This window comes from Agrobacterium sp. lyk4-40-TYG-31 (assembly GCF_030209855.1).
GTDB lineage: Bacteria > Pseudomonadota > Alphaproteobacteria > Rhizobiales > Rhizobiaceae > Agrobacterium > Agrobacterium vaccinii.
This window is the reverse complement of the sequence record NZ_JARVRE010000002.1, coordinates 402,238-419,373: the sequence shown is the minus strand read 5'-3', so window position 1 is coordinate 419,373 and position 17,136 is coordinate 402,238. Positions and strand designations below refer to the sequence as shown.

Here is a 17,136-nt window from a genome sequence, read left to right as displayed (position 1 = left end):
CTCTTGCTGGGCAGTTTGTGGCTGAACCGCCATACGACCTTTGAAAAAATGAAACAACGCTACCGCGAAACCACGATCCGAAATCCATTGCCGCGCCAGAAGCCATCCGGTTCGAGGCTTCCCCGGTATGTGCAGCAGGCTTTCAGTTTACCGCTGGAAAAGCAGCCTCCGCGCAGAACGCGCCGGATTGACGGTGCCGCATCCACCGCTTCACGCTCATCGTTCGAATAGGGATATTTGAAGTCGGGCGTTGCCATATCGTCGCCCCACAGCGTGGTGCACCACTCCCAGACCTGACCGACCATATCGTAGCAGCCATAGGGAGAACGCCCTTTCGGAAACAGGCCAACCGTGCAGGTGGTATTGAAGCCGGCCTCTTCCGAATTCGCCGCATCGTCCATCCAAGCATGTCCCCAAGGATAGCTGAGGACATCCGGCCCTATATCCGGCTGGTCACCGCGCGCGGCACGCTCCCATTCCGGTTCCGTCGGCAATCGCACGAATTCGTCTGTCGAAATACGCCCTTGCGCACGCCAGCGATGCGTCAACCAGTCACAATAGGCTCGTGCATCGTACCATGTCAGGTCGGTCGCAGGGGCACTGCGTCGGTCGCCCGAAAACCCGTCCGGGCTGCGCCACAGCCGGTTCGTGTCGCGCACGAAGGCACCATAGGCACTGTTGGTCACCGGATAAAGGCCGATACGAAAGGCGTCGACGATAACTGGATGAGGTGGTGCTGAATTGGGATGGCTGTGAGAGCCGAAGGTGAATTCCCCACCTGTAACATCTGCCAATGCATCGAGTTCGCGCGGGTCACCCCAGAGCGAGAGCCTGCGGCCCGCCGCCTCACGTTCCGGCGCTGAGAGAGCTCCGTGGCTGACGATTTTTAGCAAATGCGCCGCAATGCGGTCACGCAGCGGTCCTGTGGCCGCCACCATATCCGCCGCCAGCAACGCGCCCCGCAGAACCGCATCACCCTCGCCTTCTATCAGCGCTTCAACCAGGGCGCTGGCCTCATTCTTGCCGGAAAGACGCGCAGCAAGGCTTGTCATGACCGGTGCCCAAAGGCCTGGCTTCTTGCGAAAATGTTCAACGGCCAAATCAGCAGGCTTGGATGCCAGATGCACCGCCGCCAGCAATTGCCGCACGCGGGTGATGGGCATGATGGTCGGGTCATCCACCTCGGCTGTCAGCGCATCGAACGCCAGACCACAAAAGAGGTCGCTGGTCTGAGCACCACCGGAAATCTTTGCAAGCCAGCTGTCGGTGATGGTCTCGGCGCTCTCACCCACATCGCCGCCATGCATGGCCATGACGAACTGCGCGGGATTGGCCGCGGCAGTGCCAAGAGCAATCCCTGTCGCGCCGAGATCGAGGCCCGCCAGTCGCACAGCCGTGTCCCGACGTTGGCTTTTCAGAAGCGGCAGCAGATCATAGCGCACATAGCCCGCGGGAAGCGCCCAGCTCTTGACGACAGAGACCTCGCCGAGTGCAAGCAGCTTCACAGCCGGATGGCGGCTCTGGAACGCCAGCGCTTCGGCAAGCAGCTGACACCCTGCGTCACCGGCCGCCTCTATGCCATCGAGGATCAGCAAAAGCCCACGGTCCGTATGGAGCGCAACATCCGTGGAAGATGCGAGCAGTTCCTCGAAAGTTTTTGACGGGTCTACAGTCAGATAGAGCGGCACAACACCGCCCAGGGTCCATTGCTCATCATGCACTGCACCGAGATCGTTGCGCGGAATGGCGCGGGGCGCAAAGTCACCTTGCACGAGTGAGAACGCCAGATGCTTCGCAAACGTGGTCTTGCCGCTTCCAGTCTCCCCTGTCAGCAGGAGTGCTGGATGATCGCGCACCATTTCCAGCGCCGAGAAATAGACGGCGGGTTCGGGTTCTGCCTGATCGGTCAGCTTGCGCAGGCCCTTGGCCGCCTTGTCCTCAAATGTAAAGTTGACGAGCAGCGGAATATAACCCGTCGCCAGATCGACAATCGAGGCATCCGGCAGTGCAAAAAGCTGAGCGGCACCAAACTCGCGTGCTTGCGAAATCAGGCTGTCCGCCGCGTCTATGTCCTCATTGTTCATGGAAAGAGCTTTGCCACATCTGGGTTATGAAATCTCTGGATTTCGATGGCATAACCTGCGGGATCTTCAAAGAAAAAATGCTCGCAGAAGGTTCCACGCAGCATCTCCGACTGACCGGCAGCGCCTGCTTCCCTCAACCGCTTGTGCCAACCCTCCACATCTTGAGAGACGATGGTCAGCAGCACGGCGCTCTTTTCCTGATGTTTCAGATGACCGCGATTGCCATCAACAATGCCGAAATAGCAGTTTTCAGCGATGCGGTAGATGCGTGCCATTGTCTGATCGAGCACCAGTTCGAAGCCCAGAACCTCTTCATAAAACGGCACGACAGCATGGATATCGTCGTAATAGAAGAAGGTGATCGAATAGTCTTTTTTCATTCTGTGCGTCCTCGTGTTCAGGCGATCGTCAGCGTGCCCTTGTGATCGATCGAAAGGCCGGCGATGTCCTTTCGCGCCGCGAAAACATCGACGGGATGCGCCAGATAAAGCCAGGGCGGATTTGCGTTGAGATAGGTTAAGCAAGCGGCATAGGCGCGCTCACGTAGTTCCGGCTCCACTGCCGCATTGGCCGCCGCGATCAGCCGTTCGGCTTCAGGATCGTCGTAACCTTGCCACCAAACGGCTTTCGTGACGCTCGATATCTTGTCATTCAAAATGCGATAGGTGCTGTGCGGCGAGGAATCGAATATCGCCAGATCGCCCATCTTCTTAGCGCCAATCTGGCGGGCATATTCAGGCCGGTCGGTTTCGATCTCGATTTCTACCTCGAATCCAACAGCTTCAAGTGCTTTGGCCACGAACCGGCTGATCTCCGGCGCACGTTCCGGCATGAAAGTAGGCGTGCGAAGCTTGATCTTGCGGTCTCCATCCACCTCGGCCAGCAAGGCACGCGCCCCGTCGGGATCATAGGCGATGGGTGAAAGCCCAGCCGTTCTCATACCGAGATGAAACGGACTGACGATGCTGGAAGACGGCACGGCCAGATCACCGAATATCTCACGGCATATAGCCGCCGTATCGACGGCATGATTGGCGGCAAGCCGTGCCTGGGGTGAGCGGAAAATGCCCTCGCTGCAATTGAGGTAATACATGACCGACAACGTGTTGACGGCCCTGCCCCACTGGAAGGCATCATCGAACTCCAGCTTGCCCTCGACACGCTCCAGATTGAGCGCGGCATCGACCTTGTCGGATTTCAATAGTGCGTAGCGTTGGTCGGCGGACGGCTCGCAGAGCGCAATGATGCGCTGCGGTTTTGCATTACCGGACACCCGCTCCAGTTCAGTTCGGACCTTGGTTTCGAAATTCAGAACGCGGAATGGCCCTGTACCCAGAACCGGCATGCCGTCAGGGGCGAAGCGGCAGATGTAAAACTCTGAGAAGATATCGAGAATATCGGCGATGGGATGCGGGTTGCGCACCACAATCGCTCCGTCTCCATCCGCCAATATCTCTGCATCGGCAAGATAGCGGGCATAGGACCATTTCATGCCGAACGTATCCACGGCCTCTAGAATGCCATCGATGAAGTCGGTGATATCGGAAGCGACACAAGGCTTACCGTCATGGAACACAGCGCCTTCGCGAATGACGAAGCGCCATTCGCGTCCATCTGGTCTGTGCGTCCAATGCGAGAACAGGGCGGGCAAGACCTGGCCGTCACTCCATTTCAGCAGCGGTTCGAACACAAGATTTTTCAGCGTGAGAATACTGGTGTCATCCGTCACCCGTGCCGGTGGCAGGAAATCGACTTTTTCGAGGGCTATGGTCAGAGTGGACATGGTTGCCTCAGTCGAGTTCGTTGCGACGGCGCGGATTGAACCAATCGGCAAGGGAATCGCCGATCAGGTTGAAGGAGAGCACCGCAAGCAGGATCGCCATGCCGGGGGCGAGCGCCACCCAGGCGGCACTGCGCACGAATTGCAGGTTGGCGGACACATCCGCACCCCACTCCGCCATGGGCGGCTGCGCACCAAGTCCCAGAAAACCGAGGCTTGCGGTTTGCAGAATGGCACTGCCAAGCGCCAACGTCGATTGCACCAGCAGCGGCCCAAGACCGTTGACGAAAACATAGCGGAAGAGAATGCGCGGTGTCGGTAGCCCAAGCGAAACCGCCGCCTCGACATAGGGCTTGACGGAAATGCTGAGCGCCTGACTGCGGGCGACGCGGGCAAATTGCGGGGCAAGCGTGATGGCAACGGCCAGCATCGCATTTTCAAGGCTGGGGCCGAAGGCAGCAGCAAGCGCAATAGCCAGCACAAGGGCCGGAAACGCCAGAATGGCATCCACGATGCGCATGACGACACTATCAAACCAGCCACCGAGAAAACCCGCCAGCATGCCGATGGTCACGCCAACAACAAAAGCGATGGCCACAACGCCCACGCCAATGGCCAATGTGGCGCGACCGCCATACATGATGCGGGTGAAGATATCGCGCCCAAAGGCATCCGTGCCAAGCCAATGTTCGAAACTCGGCGCGGCCAGCTTGTGAAGCACATCCAGCTTGGTTGGCGAATAGGGCGAAATCATCGGCCCGAACACGATCACGCAGACCAGCGATAGCAGGATGATACTGCCCGCCAGAGCCAGCGTGTTTTTGCGCAGGAAGTTTAAAAACTCTGACATCCGGCTCACTTCATCTTCTTGCGGACACGCGGGTCCAGAACGCCGTAGAGAACATCCACCACGATGGAGGTGAAGACGAACAGCAGCGCAAACACCAGCGTCGTACCTTGAATGACAGGATAGTCGCGGTTCTTGATCGCCTCGAACATGTAGCGCCCGATACCGGGCCATGCGAAAATCGTTTCGGTCAGGATCGCGCCACCCAGCATTTCAGCAAATTTCAGACCGACGACCGTGATGGCCGGCAGCAGGGAATTGCGCAATCCGTGGCCCAGAATAACATCCTTGCGCCGCAGGCCCTTCGCCTTGGCCGTGCGGATGAAATCCTCGCCCATCACTTCCAGCATGGTGTTGCGTACGAAACGCCCAAGGGTCGCTCCGAGAAAGGCAGCCAGCACTGCGGTGGGCAGGATCAAATGTTGCAGCGCGCTCCAGGCGGCTGCCCAGTTTCCGGTGATGATGCCGTCCAGAATGGCAAACCCCGTCACCGGTTCGGCAATGATGAATGAACTCATTCGGCCCGAAACAGGCAGCCACCCGAGATAGGTGGCGAACACCAGTTGCAGGATCAGCGCCAGGAGAAAGGCGGGCATCGAAACCCCAACGAGCGAAACGACGCGAGTGATATGGTCGAATGTCGAATTCGGGCGCGTGGCGGATAAAACGCCGATGGGAATGCCGATCATGATGGCGACGATGACGGCCAAAACCGAAAGCTCAATCGTGGCGGGCAGGCGTGTGAGAATTTCATGTGCCACCGGCTGGCCGGTTTTCAAGGATACGCCGAAATCGCCTTGCAGCAGGCCGGTAACATAGTTGAAAAACTGGACGGGAAAAGCCTGATCGAGATCCAGTTGCGCACGGAGTGCATCGATTTGCTCCTGCGTCGCACCGGGGCCGAGCAAGGTCACTGCCGGATCGCCGGGAATGAACCGCACCAGCGAAAACACGATGACCAGCACGATACACATGACAGGTATCAAGGCGATCAACCGGCGTAGAATAAAACTGGCCATTCCCTGCCCACTCACATCATCGAAAAATGCTCTGCACCGGTTTCCCGTTTCAGATCGGATCGTCGGGCGCGCAGGGTGCGCGCCCGGAAAGGTTTACTTCTTGGACACGCCCCAATATTCATTGAGTGGCGGTGCACTGTTGACGACGAGGCCTTCGACATTGGCGCGCTGGAAGACGATCAGCTTGGGGCTGAAGAGATAAACGCCGGGAACGCGCTTGACGATTTCTTCCTGCACCTGATGATACAATGCCGTGCGTGCCGGGACATCTACAGTCTGCTGCGCTTTCAAGATCAGATCATCCAGCGCCTTGTCTTCCGGCATACGGAACGTCATAGCCGAGTTGGCGAGCGACGATAAGTATCCGATAGTGATGTGCGCATCCGGATCGTTGTACCAGGGCTGGCGACCATCAAGTGCTGCATCGAACTGGCCTGCGGTCTGAAGGGCGCGGTACGCCGGGAACTCGGTCTGCTCGATGGTGGCGTTGATGCCGATATCGGCCAGATTGGCCTGCACATAGGTGGCAACGGCTGCCCAGAGCGGGCCCTGGAAACTGTAAAGCTTCAGCTGGATTGTGGAGGCATCGACACCTGCTTCCGCGAGCAGCTTCTTCGAAGCTTCAGGATCATAATTCGGCGCCAGATCCTTGATCTTTGGATCGAACGCCCAGCTGTTGGTGGTCAATGGACCATAGACGCGTTCGGCAGTGCCACCGAACACGCCTTCCAGCAGGCCATCATAATCAATGGCATGGGCGACGGCCTGACGTACGCGGATATCCGCGAACGGACCGTCTTTCTTGCTGTTGTTGAATTCAAGCTGGCGGATGATCTGGCTGGGTGCCTCAAGAATCTTCACATCGCCATTGGACTTGAGTGCTGCAATGTCTTCAGCCGCAATGGCGGAAAGCTGGCCCTGCTGCTGCACCACATCGACGCCGCCGCTTTCAAGCTCCAGACGACGAGTCGAGGCCTCCGGGATGACGCGGTAGATGATGCGCGAAAGCTTCGGCGCACCACGGAAATAATCCGGATTGGCTTCCAACACCACATTGGTATCGGCCTGTGCGCTCTTGAAGGCAAAGGGGCCGGTGCCGACCGGGTTGGCAGCAAATTTGTCGCCAAACTTCTCGACGGCAGCAGGGCTGACGATGGCCGACTGCGGCTGCGCCAGAATGGAGAGGAAGGCCGGATAAGGCTCTGTGAGGCTGATCTTCACTTCTGTGGGTGAAACGACCGCGATGTCCTTGATGAGGCCGAAAGTCGCCTTGACGTAGGAATTTGTGGCCTTGGTACGCTCCAGCGAGAACTTAACCGCAGCAGCATCAAAAGGCGTGCCGTCCTGAAACTTGACACCTTCACGAATTTTGAAGTCGAACTCTTTACCGTCGGCAGACACAGTCCAGCTGGACGCCAGTCGGCCTTCCAACGCCTTGAAGTCCGGCGCAGTCCAGGCAACCAGCGTATCGAAAACATTGAGAATGATCTCGCTGCCGATCGGTTCGGCCTTGTTGGTGCCGGGCTCCAGACTGACGGGATCGGATGGGACGGCGATGACGAGTGTTTTCAACTGGTCATCACTCTGGGCGTTGACCCCGCCTGCAAGCAGCGGAACAGCCACAAAGGCTGCGGCGGCTAGTCCTTTAAAGAGTTTCATGGGCACGACCCTTTCGCGGTCTGATCGAGGCATTGTGCAGCCTCTGCTGGCTTCATGCTGTCAGTATAATCGCGGCTCGCGCCTCTGATATTCCACGAAATATATCATCGCTTTTTAGGCTGTAAAGGTGATCTGCAAGCAATTTGAACAAATAGCTAATATTGCTTATTCATTGTGCAAAAGAGGAAATATTATATTGTCTTCAGCGAAATTTGAGCAAAATCTGAGCGTCAGATTTGCTCAAACAGGATCCGCACCGGTGACGACAGGACGCGTCGGATCGCTGACCCAGGCAGACCACGACCCGGGATACATAGCCGCTTTGATGCCGATGGAGGCAAGCGCCAGAACCGTGTGTGCAGCCGACATTCCCGCCCCGCAATAGACACCGATCGGTTTCTTGCCATCGGCACCCAGCGCCCGATACATTTCGCGCAACGTCTCTCCGTCGGTGAAATTTCCGTAGTCCGTGACATTGTCAGGCGCTGGTGCACTCAAGGCATGGGGAATATGCCCGCGTGGTGGCTGGCCGGGCGCGACTTTCCCGCCAATGTAATTGGGCCGGATGCGCGCATCGAGAAGAACGCCATCGGTCGCCAGCTTCAATGCCGCATCGGCACCAAGCTCAGCCATATGTCCCGGCAACAGAACGATGTCGCTCGGCACGGGTGTCGTGCTTTCATCCGTCACCGGCATATCCGCCGCAATCCACGCTGGAAAACCACCATCCAGCACCCGCACATCCGGTAAGCCTGCCCAACGTAAGATCCACCACGCGCGCGCTGCCGTCATGCTGCGGTCAGCATCGTAAATGACGATGGTACTGTCAGGTCGCAGACCCCAGCTGCGTGCCTTGGCCTGAAGTTCTGCAATGTCAGGCAGGGGTCTATGTCCCCCTTCGACGCTCGCAGGAGACTGAAAATCGGTATATGCTTGCGTATCTATCGCGCCTGTGATCCGCTGCCCCTTGAATGAGTTCTGGCCCGTATAGGGATTAATGGAGTGCACGGCGATGACCGTGACATCCGCACCAGAGAACAACATTTCTTGCAACTGCGCTGGCGTCAAAAGAACCGAAATGCGCGTCGTGTCAGACATGGTAATCTCCGAATATCAGGGCTGGAAGGAGCCTACCTCTCTTATCATGGTAAAATCACCCATTGCGAAAAGGATGACAAGCAATAAATATCTCATGTAATATTCTACGAGATATTTTTATTGACATTCGATCATCTGCGCGCTGCAATGCGGCTCTCATGAGCCGGAGTATCGAAATTTGACAGTCCTTTCGGTCGAAAATCTGACCACCGCATTTCGCTGCAACGGCATCTGGAACTCCGTGGTCAATGATGTGAGTTTCAGCATCGATGCCGGTGAGACAGTGGCAATTGTTGGTGAATCCGGTTCTGGCAAAAGCGTCACGGCCATGTCGATCATGCGACTGTTGCCGGAGCGAACATCGCGCGTGGCAGGCACCGTCAGGCTTGGCGAAACCGACCTGCTGTCGCTTCCCGAGCGGCAGATGCAGGACATTCGCGGCAATGATATCGCGATGATTTTCCAGGAGCCGATGACATCGCTCAACCCCGTCCTATCGGTGGGCCGTCAGATTGCCGAATCGATCATCCGGCATCGCGGCATCTCCAAGACCGAGGCGCGGGCGGAAACGGTGAGGCTTCTCGAGCGTGTGCGCATACCCGCCGCATCCAGCCGTTTTGACGAATATCCGCACCAGCTTTCTGGCGGCATGCTTCAGCGCATCATGATTGCCATGGCACTGGCCTGTCGCCCGAAACTGCTGATCGCCGACGAGCCGACGACGGCTCTCGACGTCACCGTTCAGGCGGAAATCCTACAACTGATCAAATCCTTGCAGGATGAGGAGAACATGGCTGTCCTCTTCATCACCCATGACATGGGTGTTGTGGCCGAAATTGCAGACCGGACCGTGGTCATGTTCCGCTCCCGCGCGCTCGAAACCGGCAAGACGGAACAGATTTTTGCCCAACCCGCCAATATCTATACCAAGGCGCTGCTCTCTGCCGTGCCAAGGCTGGGGTCGATGGTAGGTCACGATTATCCGGCCACGTTTCCATTGACCGATACGGATACAGGCGTTTCCTCAGCCGAGCGCGAGATCGCGGGCACCATACCCGCAAACACGCCACCGATCCTGGAAGTCCGCAATCTGATTACCCGGTTCGATATCAAATCCGGCATTCTCGGACGTGTGAGCGGGCGCGTTCATGCCGTCGAGAATATCTCGTTTGATCTGCATGAGGGTGAAACGCTCGCGCTCGTCGGTGAATCCGGCTGCGGCAAGTCCACCACCGGGCGGTCTGTGCTGCGACTGATTGAACCGGTCAGCGGTACCATCCGCATCAATGGACAGGATGTTCGTTCCCTCACACCCGCTGCACTTTCGAAGCAACGCCAGCATATGCAGATGATCTTTCAGGACCCCTTCTCCAGCCTCAACCCGCGCATGCGCGTAGGTGAAGCCATCATGGAGCCGCTGGTGTCGCATGGTTTGGCCTCGACCAAACACGCCCGCGACAGGGCGACGGACCTGCTGGTCCGCGTGGGATTGCAGGCCGATATGGCCAAGCGCTTTCCACACGAATTCTCGGGCGGCCAGCGCCAGCGCATCAGCATTGCCCGTGCATTGACGCTCAATCCAGGCCTCATCGTGGCCGATGAAGCCGTCTCTGCACTCGATGTCTCGATCAAGGCGCAGGTCGTCAACCTGATGATGGAATTGCAGGAGCAGCTGAAAATCGCCTATCTCTTCATCAGCCATGACATGGCCGTGGTAGAGCGGGTGAGCCACCGCGTTGCAGTCATGTATCTGGGTGAGATCGTCGAGATCGGCACCCGCGCGCAGATATTCGGCAATCCGCAGCATGCCTATACAAAGCGGTTACTCAGTGCCGTTCCGATTGCCGATCCCGCCAGACGCCATTTGCGGAAAGTGGCGGAAGGCGGAGAGATTGGCAGTGCGGTACGTCCGGTAGATTATGTACCGGTGGTGGCACGCTATGCAGAGCCAGCACCCGGCCATCTCGTCAAGGTCGCCTGAAAGGTCAGCGCATGCGCCAAGATTTGCGCGGGAACGGAGACTTAGAGCGTCAATCCGCCCTGCCCGGTTGCGATCAGTGCGCCGAGGATGCCGCTCCGGGTATTCTCGTTGTGCTCCACAATAACCTGCCGCGCGAGATCGGAATCACGCTTGCGCAGAGCCGCCACGATACGATGATGGTCGACATTGGTTTCCGGATTGATGTCGCGAACGCGCGCGCCCATATAGAAAAGCCGCGCACATTCCTCAAGATGGCTCATGACCAGCGCATAGAGACGAGGATTGCGGGAACCACGGGCAATGGCGGAATGAAATTCCTGATTGGAATCCACGAAGGTTTTGGTGCTGATCTCCTCACCGATCACGTAGCTGACATCGGCCAGCTGATCGAGCGCGTCGAGGTCTTCATCGGAAAGGTTCTTGGCCGCAAGCGCCGCCGCAGTCCCTTCCAGCATGCCGCGAATGGCAAAAAGGTCGTTCATATCCTTCACGGTGACAGGCGTGACGCGGTAGCCGCGGCGCGGATAGGCTTCCATGAAACCCTCGACGCAAAGCCGTGCAAGCGCCTCGCGCACCGGCGTTTTGCTGACGGAAAGCTGCTCGGCAAGCTCCGGCTCGGACACATCCATGCCCGGCGCCAGTTCTCCGGTGATGATGCGCTCCCGCAAGATAGCATAAGCCTTCTCGGTCAGAGATTTGCTGCGCTTCTCCGCCGACACATCCGCTTTGTTCAAAGCCAATCTCCAGTTTTGCGTCTACGCCATGCGTTAATGCTCGCAGGTTCAACATAGGTCAGTCATCCGGGCATTGCTATGCACCGATTGCGCCTTGGCCTCATCACCAACAGAACTTTGACAACAGACGAAGCGCTGATATACTACGTAATATATTTAACGGATACAATCCTCGTATTCGTCCACGCCGCAGGTATCGTCTTGTCAGAAATTCTGGTCATCAATCCCAACAGTTCCGTCTCTGTCACACGCTCCATGGAGGCCTGCCTTGGTCTCGTCCGCGATGCCACCCGCCACAGCATCCGTTGTACGGAACTTGCCAAATCTCCGCCTGGTATCGAGACGGACGCCCATGTGGGTGAGGTCATTCCCAACATAGTCGAAGCCGTGAACGAGGCTTCAGCCGATGCCTTCGTGCTTGCCTGTTTCTCGGATCCCGGCATTGCAACGGTCAGAAAAATGACGACGCGACCCGTCGTCGGCATTGCCGAAGCGGCCTATCTGGCGGCCCTTGGCCTTGGTGAGCGCTTCGGCATCATCTCCCTCGGCCAATCCTCGATCAACCGGCACCTGCGCTATCTGAAACATCTGGGCTTCGACGGTCGCCTTGCTGGAGACCGCTCCATCGACAAGACAGTGGTGGAGTTGATGGCGGGGGACGTCGTCGAAATCGTCTCACGCACGGCGAAAGTTCTGCGTGATGAGGACGGTGCCGATGTCATCATTCTCGGCTGTGCGGGCCTTGGCGGATACCGCCGCGCGCTCGAAGAGACACTCGGGCTTCCCGTCATCGATCCTGTTCAGGCCGGCGTGGCGCTGGCGTGTACAACACTGGACTTGCAATATGGAAGGCATGCATCATGAGCCATGATATCGTGATAACCGGCACCGTGGTACTGCCGGACGGCCCACTGGAAAACGGCTGGATTGCCATCAAGGACGGAAAGATTGCCGCCATCGGCAGCGGTGATCTTCCGGACGCAGGTGAGCGGTTCGACGCAGGCCAAGACCTGATCATTCCCGGCGTCATAGATGGCCAGACTCATGCTTGCAGCTATGGCGGACTGCCCGGCATCGCGTCCACCACCCGCTCGGCGGTGGCTGGCGGCATCACCACCATCGTGGATATGCCCTATGACAATCCCGATCCGCTGAATTCGGTCGCAAGACTGAATGCCAAGATCGACGCAATCAATAAGCATGCCCATTCCAACGTCGCACTTTACGCCACGGTGACGCCCGACCAGTCCACCGAAGAAATCGACGGTCTGATTGCCCGGGGCGTGGTGGCGTTCAAGATTTCGACCTTCGAAAGCAGCCCCACGCGCTTTCCGCGTATCTCCTCCAACCAGACACTGGAAATCTTTTCCGCCCTTGCCGATACAAACATTCCTCTTGGCGTCCACAATGAAGATCAGGAAATAGTGCGCGCCCACATTGCAGCCGCCAAGGCCGCTGGACGTGATGGCATTGAGGCGCATTCCGAAAGCAGGCCACCGGCGGCGGAAATGGCCGCAACGGCGCAATTTCTGGAACTGGGTGCAGCCGCAGGCGCCCACGCGCATATCGTTCACCTCACGACGACACGGGGCTTCGACATTGTCGAAAACTATCTGCTGGATGGTTTCCGTGCCACGGGTGAACTCTGCGTGCACTATCTCTGGTTGGACCCGGAAATCGACGGCCCCGAACTCGGCGCAAAAATGAAGGTCAACCCACCCATCCGCCCCGGCCAGATTGAGGCACTGTGGGAGGATGTGGCGGACGGTCGTGTCGCCTTCGTCAGCTCGGATCATTCCAGCTGGCCGGGCGACAACAAATTCACGCCGTCCATTTTCGACGCGGGCGCTGGTGTGCCGGGTCTCGAAACCCTTCTTCCGGCTTTCTACACCGGCGCGGAAATACGCGGTTACGATGCTGCGATCATGACGGTCGAACAACTGTGCGAACGGCCCGCCAAATTCTTCGGCCTCTGGCCCGAAAAGGGCACATTGCGTGTCGGTGCGGATGCCGACATCGCCATTCTGAAAACCGAACGGCAGATCTGGGACTCGTCAAAAGCCCATGATGAACTGTGCTGGAGCCCCTTCGACGGCCGCGAATTTTCAGTTCGCGTGGTGCGCACCTATGTCGGCGGCAAGCTGGCCTGGGATGGTGCCGACATCGTCAATGCCGCCGGTGACGGGCAATATGTCTCTCGCGGCACATCCAGCTGGTTTGAAGCTTAAAGGAGACCGATATGCCACTGATCAACAACGAGACCTCGGGCGTTTTCGTCATTGCCTGCACACCCTTTACAGACAGCGGCGAAATCGATGTGGCGAGCGTCGATAGTATGGTGGATTTCTATTATGACAAGGGCGCAGACGGCCTGACGATCCTTGGCATGATGGGGGAAGCGCCAAAGTTGACGCAGGCCGAATCCATCGCCATCACTCGCCAGACGTTGGCACTCTCCGGAGAGAAGCCCGTGGTCGTTGGCGTCTCGGCACCGGGACTTGCAGCCATTGGTGAACTGACGAAAGCCGTTATGGACCTGGGCGCTGCCGGTGTGATGGTGGCACCGCCATCCAGCCTTCGGACGGACGAGCAGATCATCGGCTATTACCGCAATGTCGTCGAGACTGTAGGCACGGACGTTCCAATCGTCTTGCAGGATTTCCCGCTGGTCACCGGCGTGCAGATTTCCTCGAAAACGCTTGGTGTCATCTTCGAAGCGCATCCCAGCATCGTAATGCTCAAGCATGAGGATTGGCCGGGTTTGCAAAAGATCACCGATTTGCGCGACGCCGAAATGAAGGGTCGCCGCCGGACGTCGATTCTGTGCGGCAATGCCGGCGTGTTTCTGCCAGAAGAGATGCAACGCGGCGCCGATGGTGCGATGACCGGCTTTGCCTATCCCGAAATGATGGTTGAGGTCTGCCGCCTGAGCAATGAAGGCAGCTACGACGCTGCACAGGATCTGTTCGACGCCTATCTGCCGCTGATGCGTTATGAGCAACAGCCAGGCCTTGGGCTGGCGATCCGCAAATATGTGCTGGCCAAGCGCGGTGCGATTGCCAGTGCGGCCCAGCGCCGCCCGGGCGCATCTCTCAACGCGCAGGCCATCACTGAGGTCGAACGACTGATCGAGCGCCAGACCCGCAAACTCGAGGCTTTGAAATAATGGATTTTCTGATTTCCGGCAAAACCGCCCTCGTTCTGGGCGCAAGCCGTGGCTTGGGTGCCGCGATCGCCAAAGGGCTTGCCGCTGAAGGCGTCAAAGTCTTCGCCGCAGCCCGCAACGTGGGCACAATAGAAAAGACCGATAACATCACGCCAGTGACGGTCGATCTCTCCGACGCGACTTCCGTCGCTGCCATGATCGCGAACGTTACGGCAGCGGGTGGCGTCGATATTCTCGTCAACAATTCCGGTGGCCCCAAAGCCGGACCGGCCGCCGGCCAGTCGAAAGAAAGCTGGGCCAGCGCCTTCGACAGCATGGCAACCTCCATCTTTACAATGACCGACGCCATGCTGGAAGGAATGATTGCGCGCAAATGGGGTCGCATCATCACCATCGGCTCCTCCGGTGTCGTGCAGCCCATTCCCAATCTGGCCCTTTCCAACGGCATCCGCGCTGCGGTGTCCGGTTGGTCGAAAACACTAGCTGGCGAGGTTGCCCGCCACGGCATCACCGTCAACATGATCCTGCCCGGCCGGATCGATACCGACCGCGTGCGTGAACTCGATGCAGGCAAGGCGGAGAAAACATCAAAGACGGTTGAAGCCGTGCAAGACGCCTCTCGCGCCGAAATCCCGGCGGGCCGTTACGGCAAGCCGGAAGAATTTGCCGCAGTCGCGGTCTTCCTTGCCAGCGCGCAGGCAAGCTATGTAACGGGTTCGGCCATCCGGGTGGACGGTGGCATGATCAAGGGGTTCTGATCAGAATGGTTGATTTCAACAAGGTTGTTGAGCGTCGCGGGACCGGAAGCTCCAAATGGAGCAAATACGGACCGGATATCCTGCCCATGTGGGTGGCTGACATGGATTTTCCATCTGCCCCTGAAATTGTCGATGCCATTAAATCCCGTCTGGAACATCCTTGTCTCGGTTACGGTGTCGCACGCGACGAGTTACGCGCCTGCATCGTAGCGGATCTGCAAACCAAATATGATTGGACGATCACGTCTGAAGACATCGTCTTCCTGCCGGGCGTAGAGCCCGGCTTTAATATGGCGCTGAAGGCCATGCTTTCGCCGGGCGATGGTGTGCTGGTGCAGACACCGGTGTATCGCCCGATTCTCAATGCCCCCGGCCATTGGGACATGAAGCGAATTGATGCGCCGCTGGTCGCCACTAACGGTGGCTACAAAATCGATCTGGACGATTTTTCCGCCAAGCTTAAGCAGTCCAAAGCCTTGTTGTTTTGCAATCCGCAGAACCCCACAGGAAAAGCCTTCACGCGTGGCGAAGTCGACGCAATTGCCGGGCTTTGCGAAAGCAATGACACGCTGATCATCTCCGACGAAATTCATTGCGATCTGCTGTTGGACGGCAGAAAGCATGTCCCCATTGCCTCGCTTTCGTCCGATGCAGCAAGCCGGACGATCACGCTGATGTCAGCGGCAAAAACCTATAATATCGCCGGTTTGAAGACTGCCTTTGCCATTGTTCAAAACAGAGATATGCGCGAAAAATACGTGCGGTATCGTTTGGGCATGGTCGACAGCGTCAACATACTCGGCCTCGAGGCCACCTTGGCAGCCTATAGTCATGCGGATGTCTGGAAAACGGAGATGTTGGCCTATATCGAGTCCAACCGCGATTTCCTCTCGCAAGAGATCGCCACACGCTTCCCGCAGATAAGGATGATAAAACCTGAAGCAACTTTTTTGGCCTGGCTCGACTGCTCTGCCCTCAACCTTCCGACCGATCCACAAAGCTTTTACCTGAAACACGGCAAAGTCGGCTTCAGTGCTGGCTCAGAATTCGGAGCGAACGTTTCCAACCACCTACGAGTCAATTTCGGCTGCCCCCGCGCGCTGCTTGAAGAGGCTATTAACAGAATGGCGCGGAGTTAGGCGGGCACCGTGTGCGTGTGCCCGCCCATTCGCTTACAAACAATCGAATTTAACCGTGCTTGGGGCAGGTTTACTTAATTGTCTTGATCGGGTCCTTAGGGGTAGGATCAAAACCGACCAGATCGATTGTCAGTTTGGCATAGGTGCCATCGCCGACCATGTCGGCCAGTGTCTTGTTGACCGCTTCGACCAGATGCTCCTTGCCCATCTTGAAGGCAAAACCCTTCTGGACATGGCTGACGTAATCATCGGTCATTGCCAGCGGCAAGCCGCCTGACTTGATGGCATAGGCCGCAGCGATGGAATCCGTAATGACGGCATCGACATTGCCGTTGACCAAATCCTGCATGGCGTCGGATTCAGCCTTGTAGCCCTTGACCGTTGCGCCCTTTTCCTCGGCGATCTTTGTCCAGGACGAGGAGACCAGTGCGCCGACAGGCTTGCCCTTCAGGTCTGCCGCAGACTTGATCGGCGAATCCTTGGCTGTGACGACGCGACCGCCTGATTCCAGCCAGCCATTTGAGAATGTCACCTGCTTCTGGCGTGCTTCAGTAATGTCCATAGCTGCGCTGATGACGTCATACTGGTCCGCCTGAAGGCCGACCAGAAGCGAATCCCATTTGATCAGGACAGGCGTGTATTCGAGGTTCAGTCGCTTTGCGACCTCCTGCATCACGCGGATTTCGAGACCGTCAAGTTTGCCATCCGGCGCGCGCATGCTGAAAGGCGCATAGGTGCCTTCGGTGGCAACCATGAGCTTGCCGGGCTGCAACAGTTCCAGATCGGCGGCATTGGCATTTGGGATGATGGCGAGGCCGGCGAAGACAGCGGCGACGATCAGAGATTTGAATTTCATGTTTCAGTTCCCTTG

At 57.7% G+C, this 17,136-nt stretch carries 15 protein-coding genes; 6 read left to right on the top strand and 9 right to left on the bottom strand.

The window, feature by feature from the left end; genetic code table 11:
- Positions 1 to 59 precede the first annotated feature (59 nt).
- From QRN55_RS02645 to QRN55_RS02615, 7 genes are all read right to left on the bottom strand, one after another.
- Complete coding sequence (locus tag QRN55_RS02645; protein WP_284774581.1) at positions 60 to 2,084, bottom strand: SUMF1/EgtB/PvdO family nonheme iron enzyme; 2,025 nt, start codon at positions 2,082 to 2,084, stop codon at positions 60 to 62.
- Positions 2,081 to 2,464, bottom strand: a complete 384-nt coding sequence (locus QRN55_RS02640) for a VOC family protein (RefSeq protein WP_284774579.1) — start codon at positions 2,462 to 2,464, stop codon at positions 2,081 to 2,083. The genes QRN55_RS02645 and QRN55_RS02640 overlap by 4 nt, the downstream gene beginning before the upstream one ends.
- 17 nt (positions 2,465 to 2,481) lie before the next feature.
- On the bottom strand, positions 2,482 to 3,867 hold the full coding sequence (locus QRN55_RS02635; protein ID WP_284774577.1) for an ABC transporter substrate-binding protein: 1,386 nt from the start codon (positions 3,865 to 3,867) through the stop codon (positions 2,482 to 2,484).
- Between the two features lie 7 nt (positions 3,868 to 3,874).
- Positions 3,875 to 4,714 (bottom strand): ABC transporter permease, encoded by an 840-nt coding sequence (locus tag QRN55_RS02630; protein ID WP_284774575.1) that lies wholly within the window; start codon positions 4,712 to 4,714, stop codon positions 3,875 to 3,877.
- Positions 4,715 to 4,719: 5 nt separating this feature from the next.
- Positions 4,720 to 5,730: an ABC transporter permease gene (locus tag QRN55_RS02625; protein WP_284774572.1), complete on the bottom strand. Its 1,011-nt coding sequence runs from the start codon at positions 5,728 to 5,730 to the stop codon at positions 4,720 to 4,722.
- A 93-nt stretch (positions 5,731 to 5,823) separates the two neighbouring features.
- The gene (locus QRN55_RS02620) at positions 5,824 to 7,389 is read right to left on the bottom strand and encodes an ABC transporter substrate-binding protein (RefSeq protein ID WP_284774570.1); all 1,566 of its coding nucleotides are present in this window, start codon (positions 7,387 to 7,389) and stop codon (positions 5,824 to 5,826) included.
- Between the two features lie 240 nt (positions 7,390 to 7,629).
- Complete coding sequence (locus tag QRN55_RS02615; RefSeq protein ID WP_284774568.1) at positions 7,630 to 8,487, bottom strand: sulfurtransferase; 858 nt, start codon at positions 8,485 to 8,487, stop codon at positions 7,630 to 7,632.
- A 178-nt stretch (positions 8,488 to 8,665) separates the two neighbouring features.
- Between QRN55_RS02615 and QRN55_RS02610 the strand changes: the two genes are divergently transcribed.
- A complete protein-coding gene (locus QRN55_RS02610; RefSeq protein WP_284774566.1) occupies positions 8,666 to 10,468 on the top strand; it encodes an ABC transporter ATP-binding protein in 1,803 nt (600 codons plus the stop codon).
- Positions 10,469 to 10,509: 41 nt separating this feature from the next.
- On the opposite strand, the gene QRN55_RS02605 is transcribed toward QRN55_RS02610, so the two are convergent.
- Positions 10,510 to 11,202 (bottom strand): GntR family transcriptional regulator, encoded by a 693-nt coding sequence (locus tag QRN55_RS02605; protein ID WP_284774564.1) that lies wholly within the window; start codon positions 11,200 to 11,202, stop codon positions 10,510 to 10,512.
- A gap of 201 nt (positions 11,203 to 11,403) precedes the next feature.
- On the opposite strand from QRN55_RS02605, the gene QRN55_RS02600 reads away from it, so the two are divergent.
- Genes QRN55_RS02600 through QRN55_RS02580 form a run of 5 tightly spaced genes read left to right on the top strand, consistent with a single transcriptional unit; the run spans position 11,404 to position 16,265 of the window.
- The gene (locus QRN55_RS02600) at positions 11,404 to 12,066 is read left to right on the top strand and encodes an aspartate/glutamate racemase family protein (RefSeq protein WP_111839632.1); all 663 of its coding nucleotides are present in this window, start codon (positions 11,404 to 11,406) and stop codon (positions 12,064 to 12,066) included.
- A complete protein-coding gene (locus tag QRN55_RS02595) occupies positions 12,063 to 13,430 on the top strand; it encodes a dihydroorotase (protein ID WP_284774561.1) in 1,368 nt (455 codons plus the stop codon). The genes QRN55_RS02600 and QRN55_RS02595 overlap by 4 nt, the downstream gene beginning before the upstream one ends.
- Positions 13,431 to 13,441: 11 nt before the next feature.
- Positions 13,442 to 14,368: a dihydrodipicolinate synthase family protein gene (locus QRN55_RS02590; protein ID WP_284774559.1), complete on the top strand. Its 927-nt coding sequence runs from the start codon at positions 13,442 to 13,444 to the stop codon at positions 14,366 to 14,368.
- On the top strand, positions 14,368 to 15,126 hold the full coding sequence (locus tag QRN55_RS02585; protein ID WP_284774557.1) for an SDR family oxidoreductase: 759 nt from the start codon (positions 14,368 to 14,370) through the stop codon (positions 15,124 to 15,126). The genes QRN55_RS02590 and QRN55_RS02585 overlap by 1 nt, the downstream gene beginning before the upstream one ends.
- A gap of 5 nt (positions 15,127 to 15,131) precedes the next feature.
- Complete coding sequence (locus QRN55_RS02580; RefSeq protein WP_284774556.1) at positions 15,132 to 16,265, top strand: MalY/PatB family protein; 1,134 nt, start codon at positions 15,132 to 15,134, stop codon at positions 16,263 to 16,265.
- A gap of 70 nt (positions 16,266 to 16,335) precedes the next feature.
- On the opposite strand, the gene QRN55_RS02575 is transcribed toward QRN55_RS02580, so the two are convergent.
- Positions 16,336 to 17,121 (bottom strand): transporter substrate-binding domain-containing protein, encoded by a 786-nt coding sequence (locus tag QRN55_RS02575; RefSeq protein ID WP_284774554.1) that lies wholly within the window; start codon positions 17,119 to 17,121, stop codon positions 16,336 to 16,338.
- Between the last annotated feature and the right edge of the window lie 15 nt (positions 17,122 to 17,136).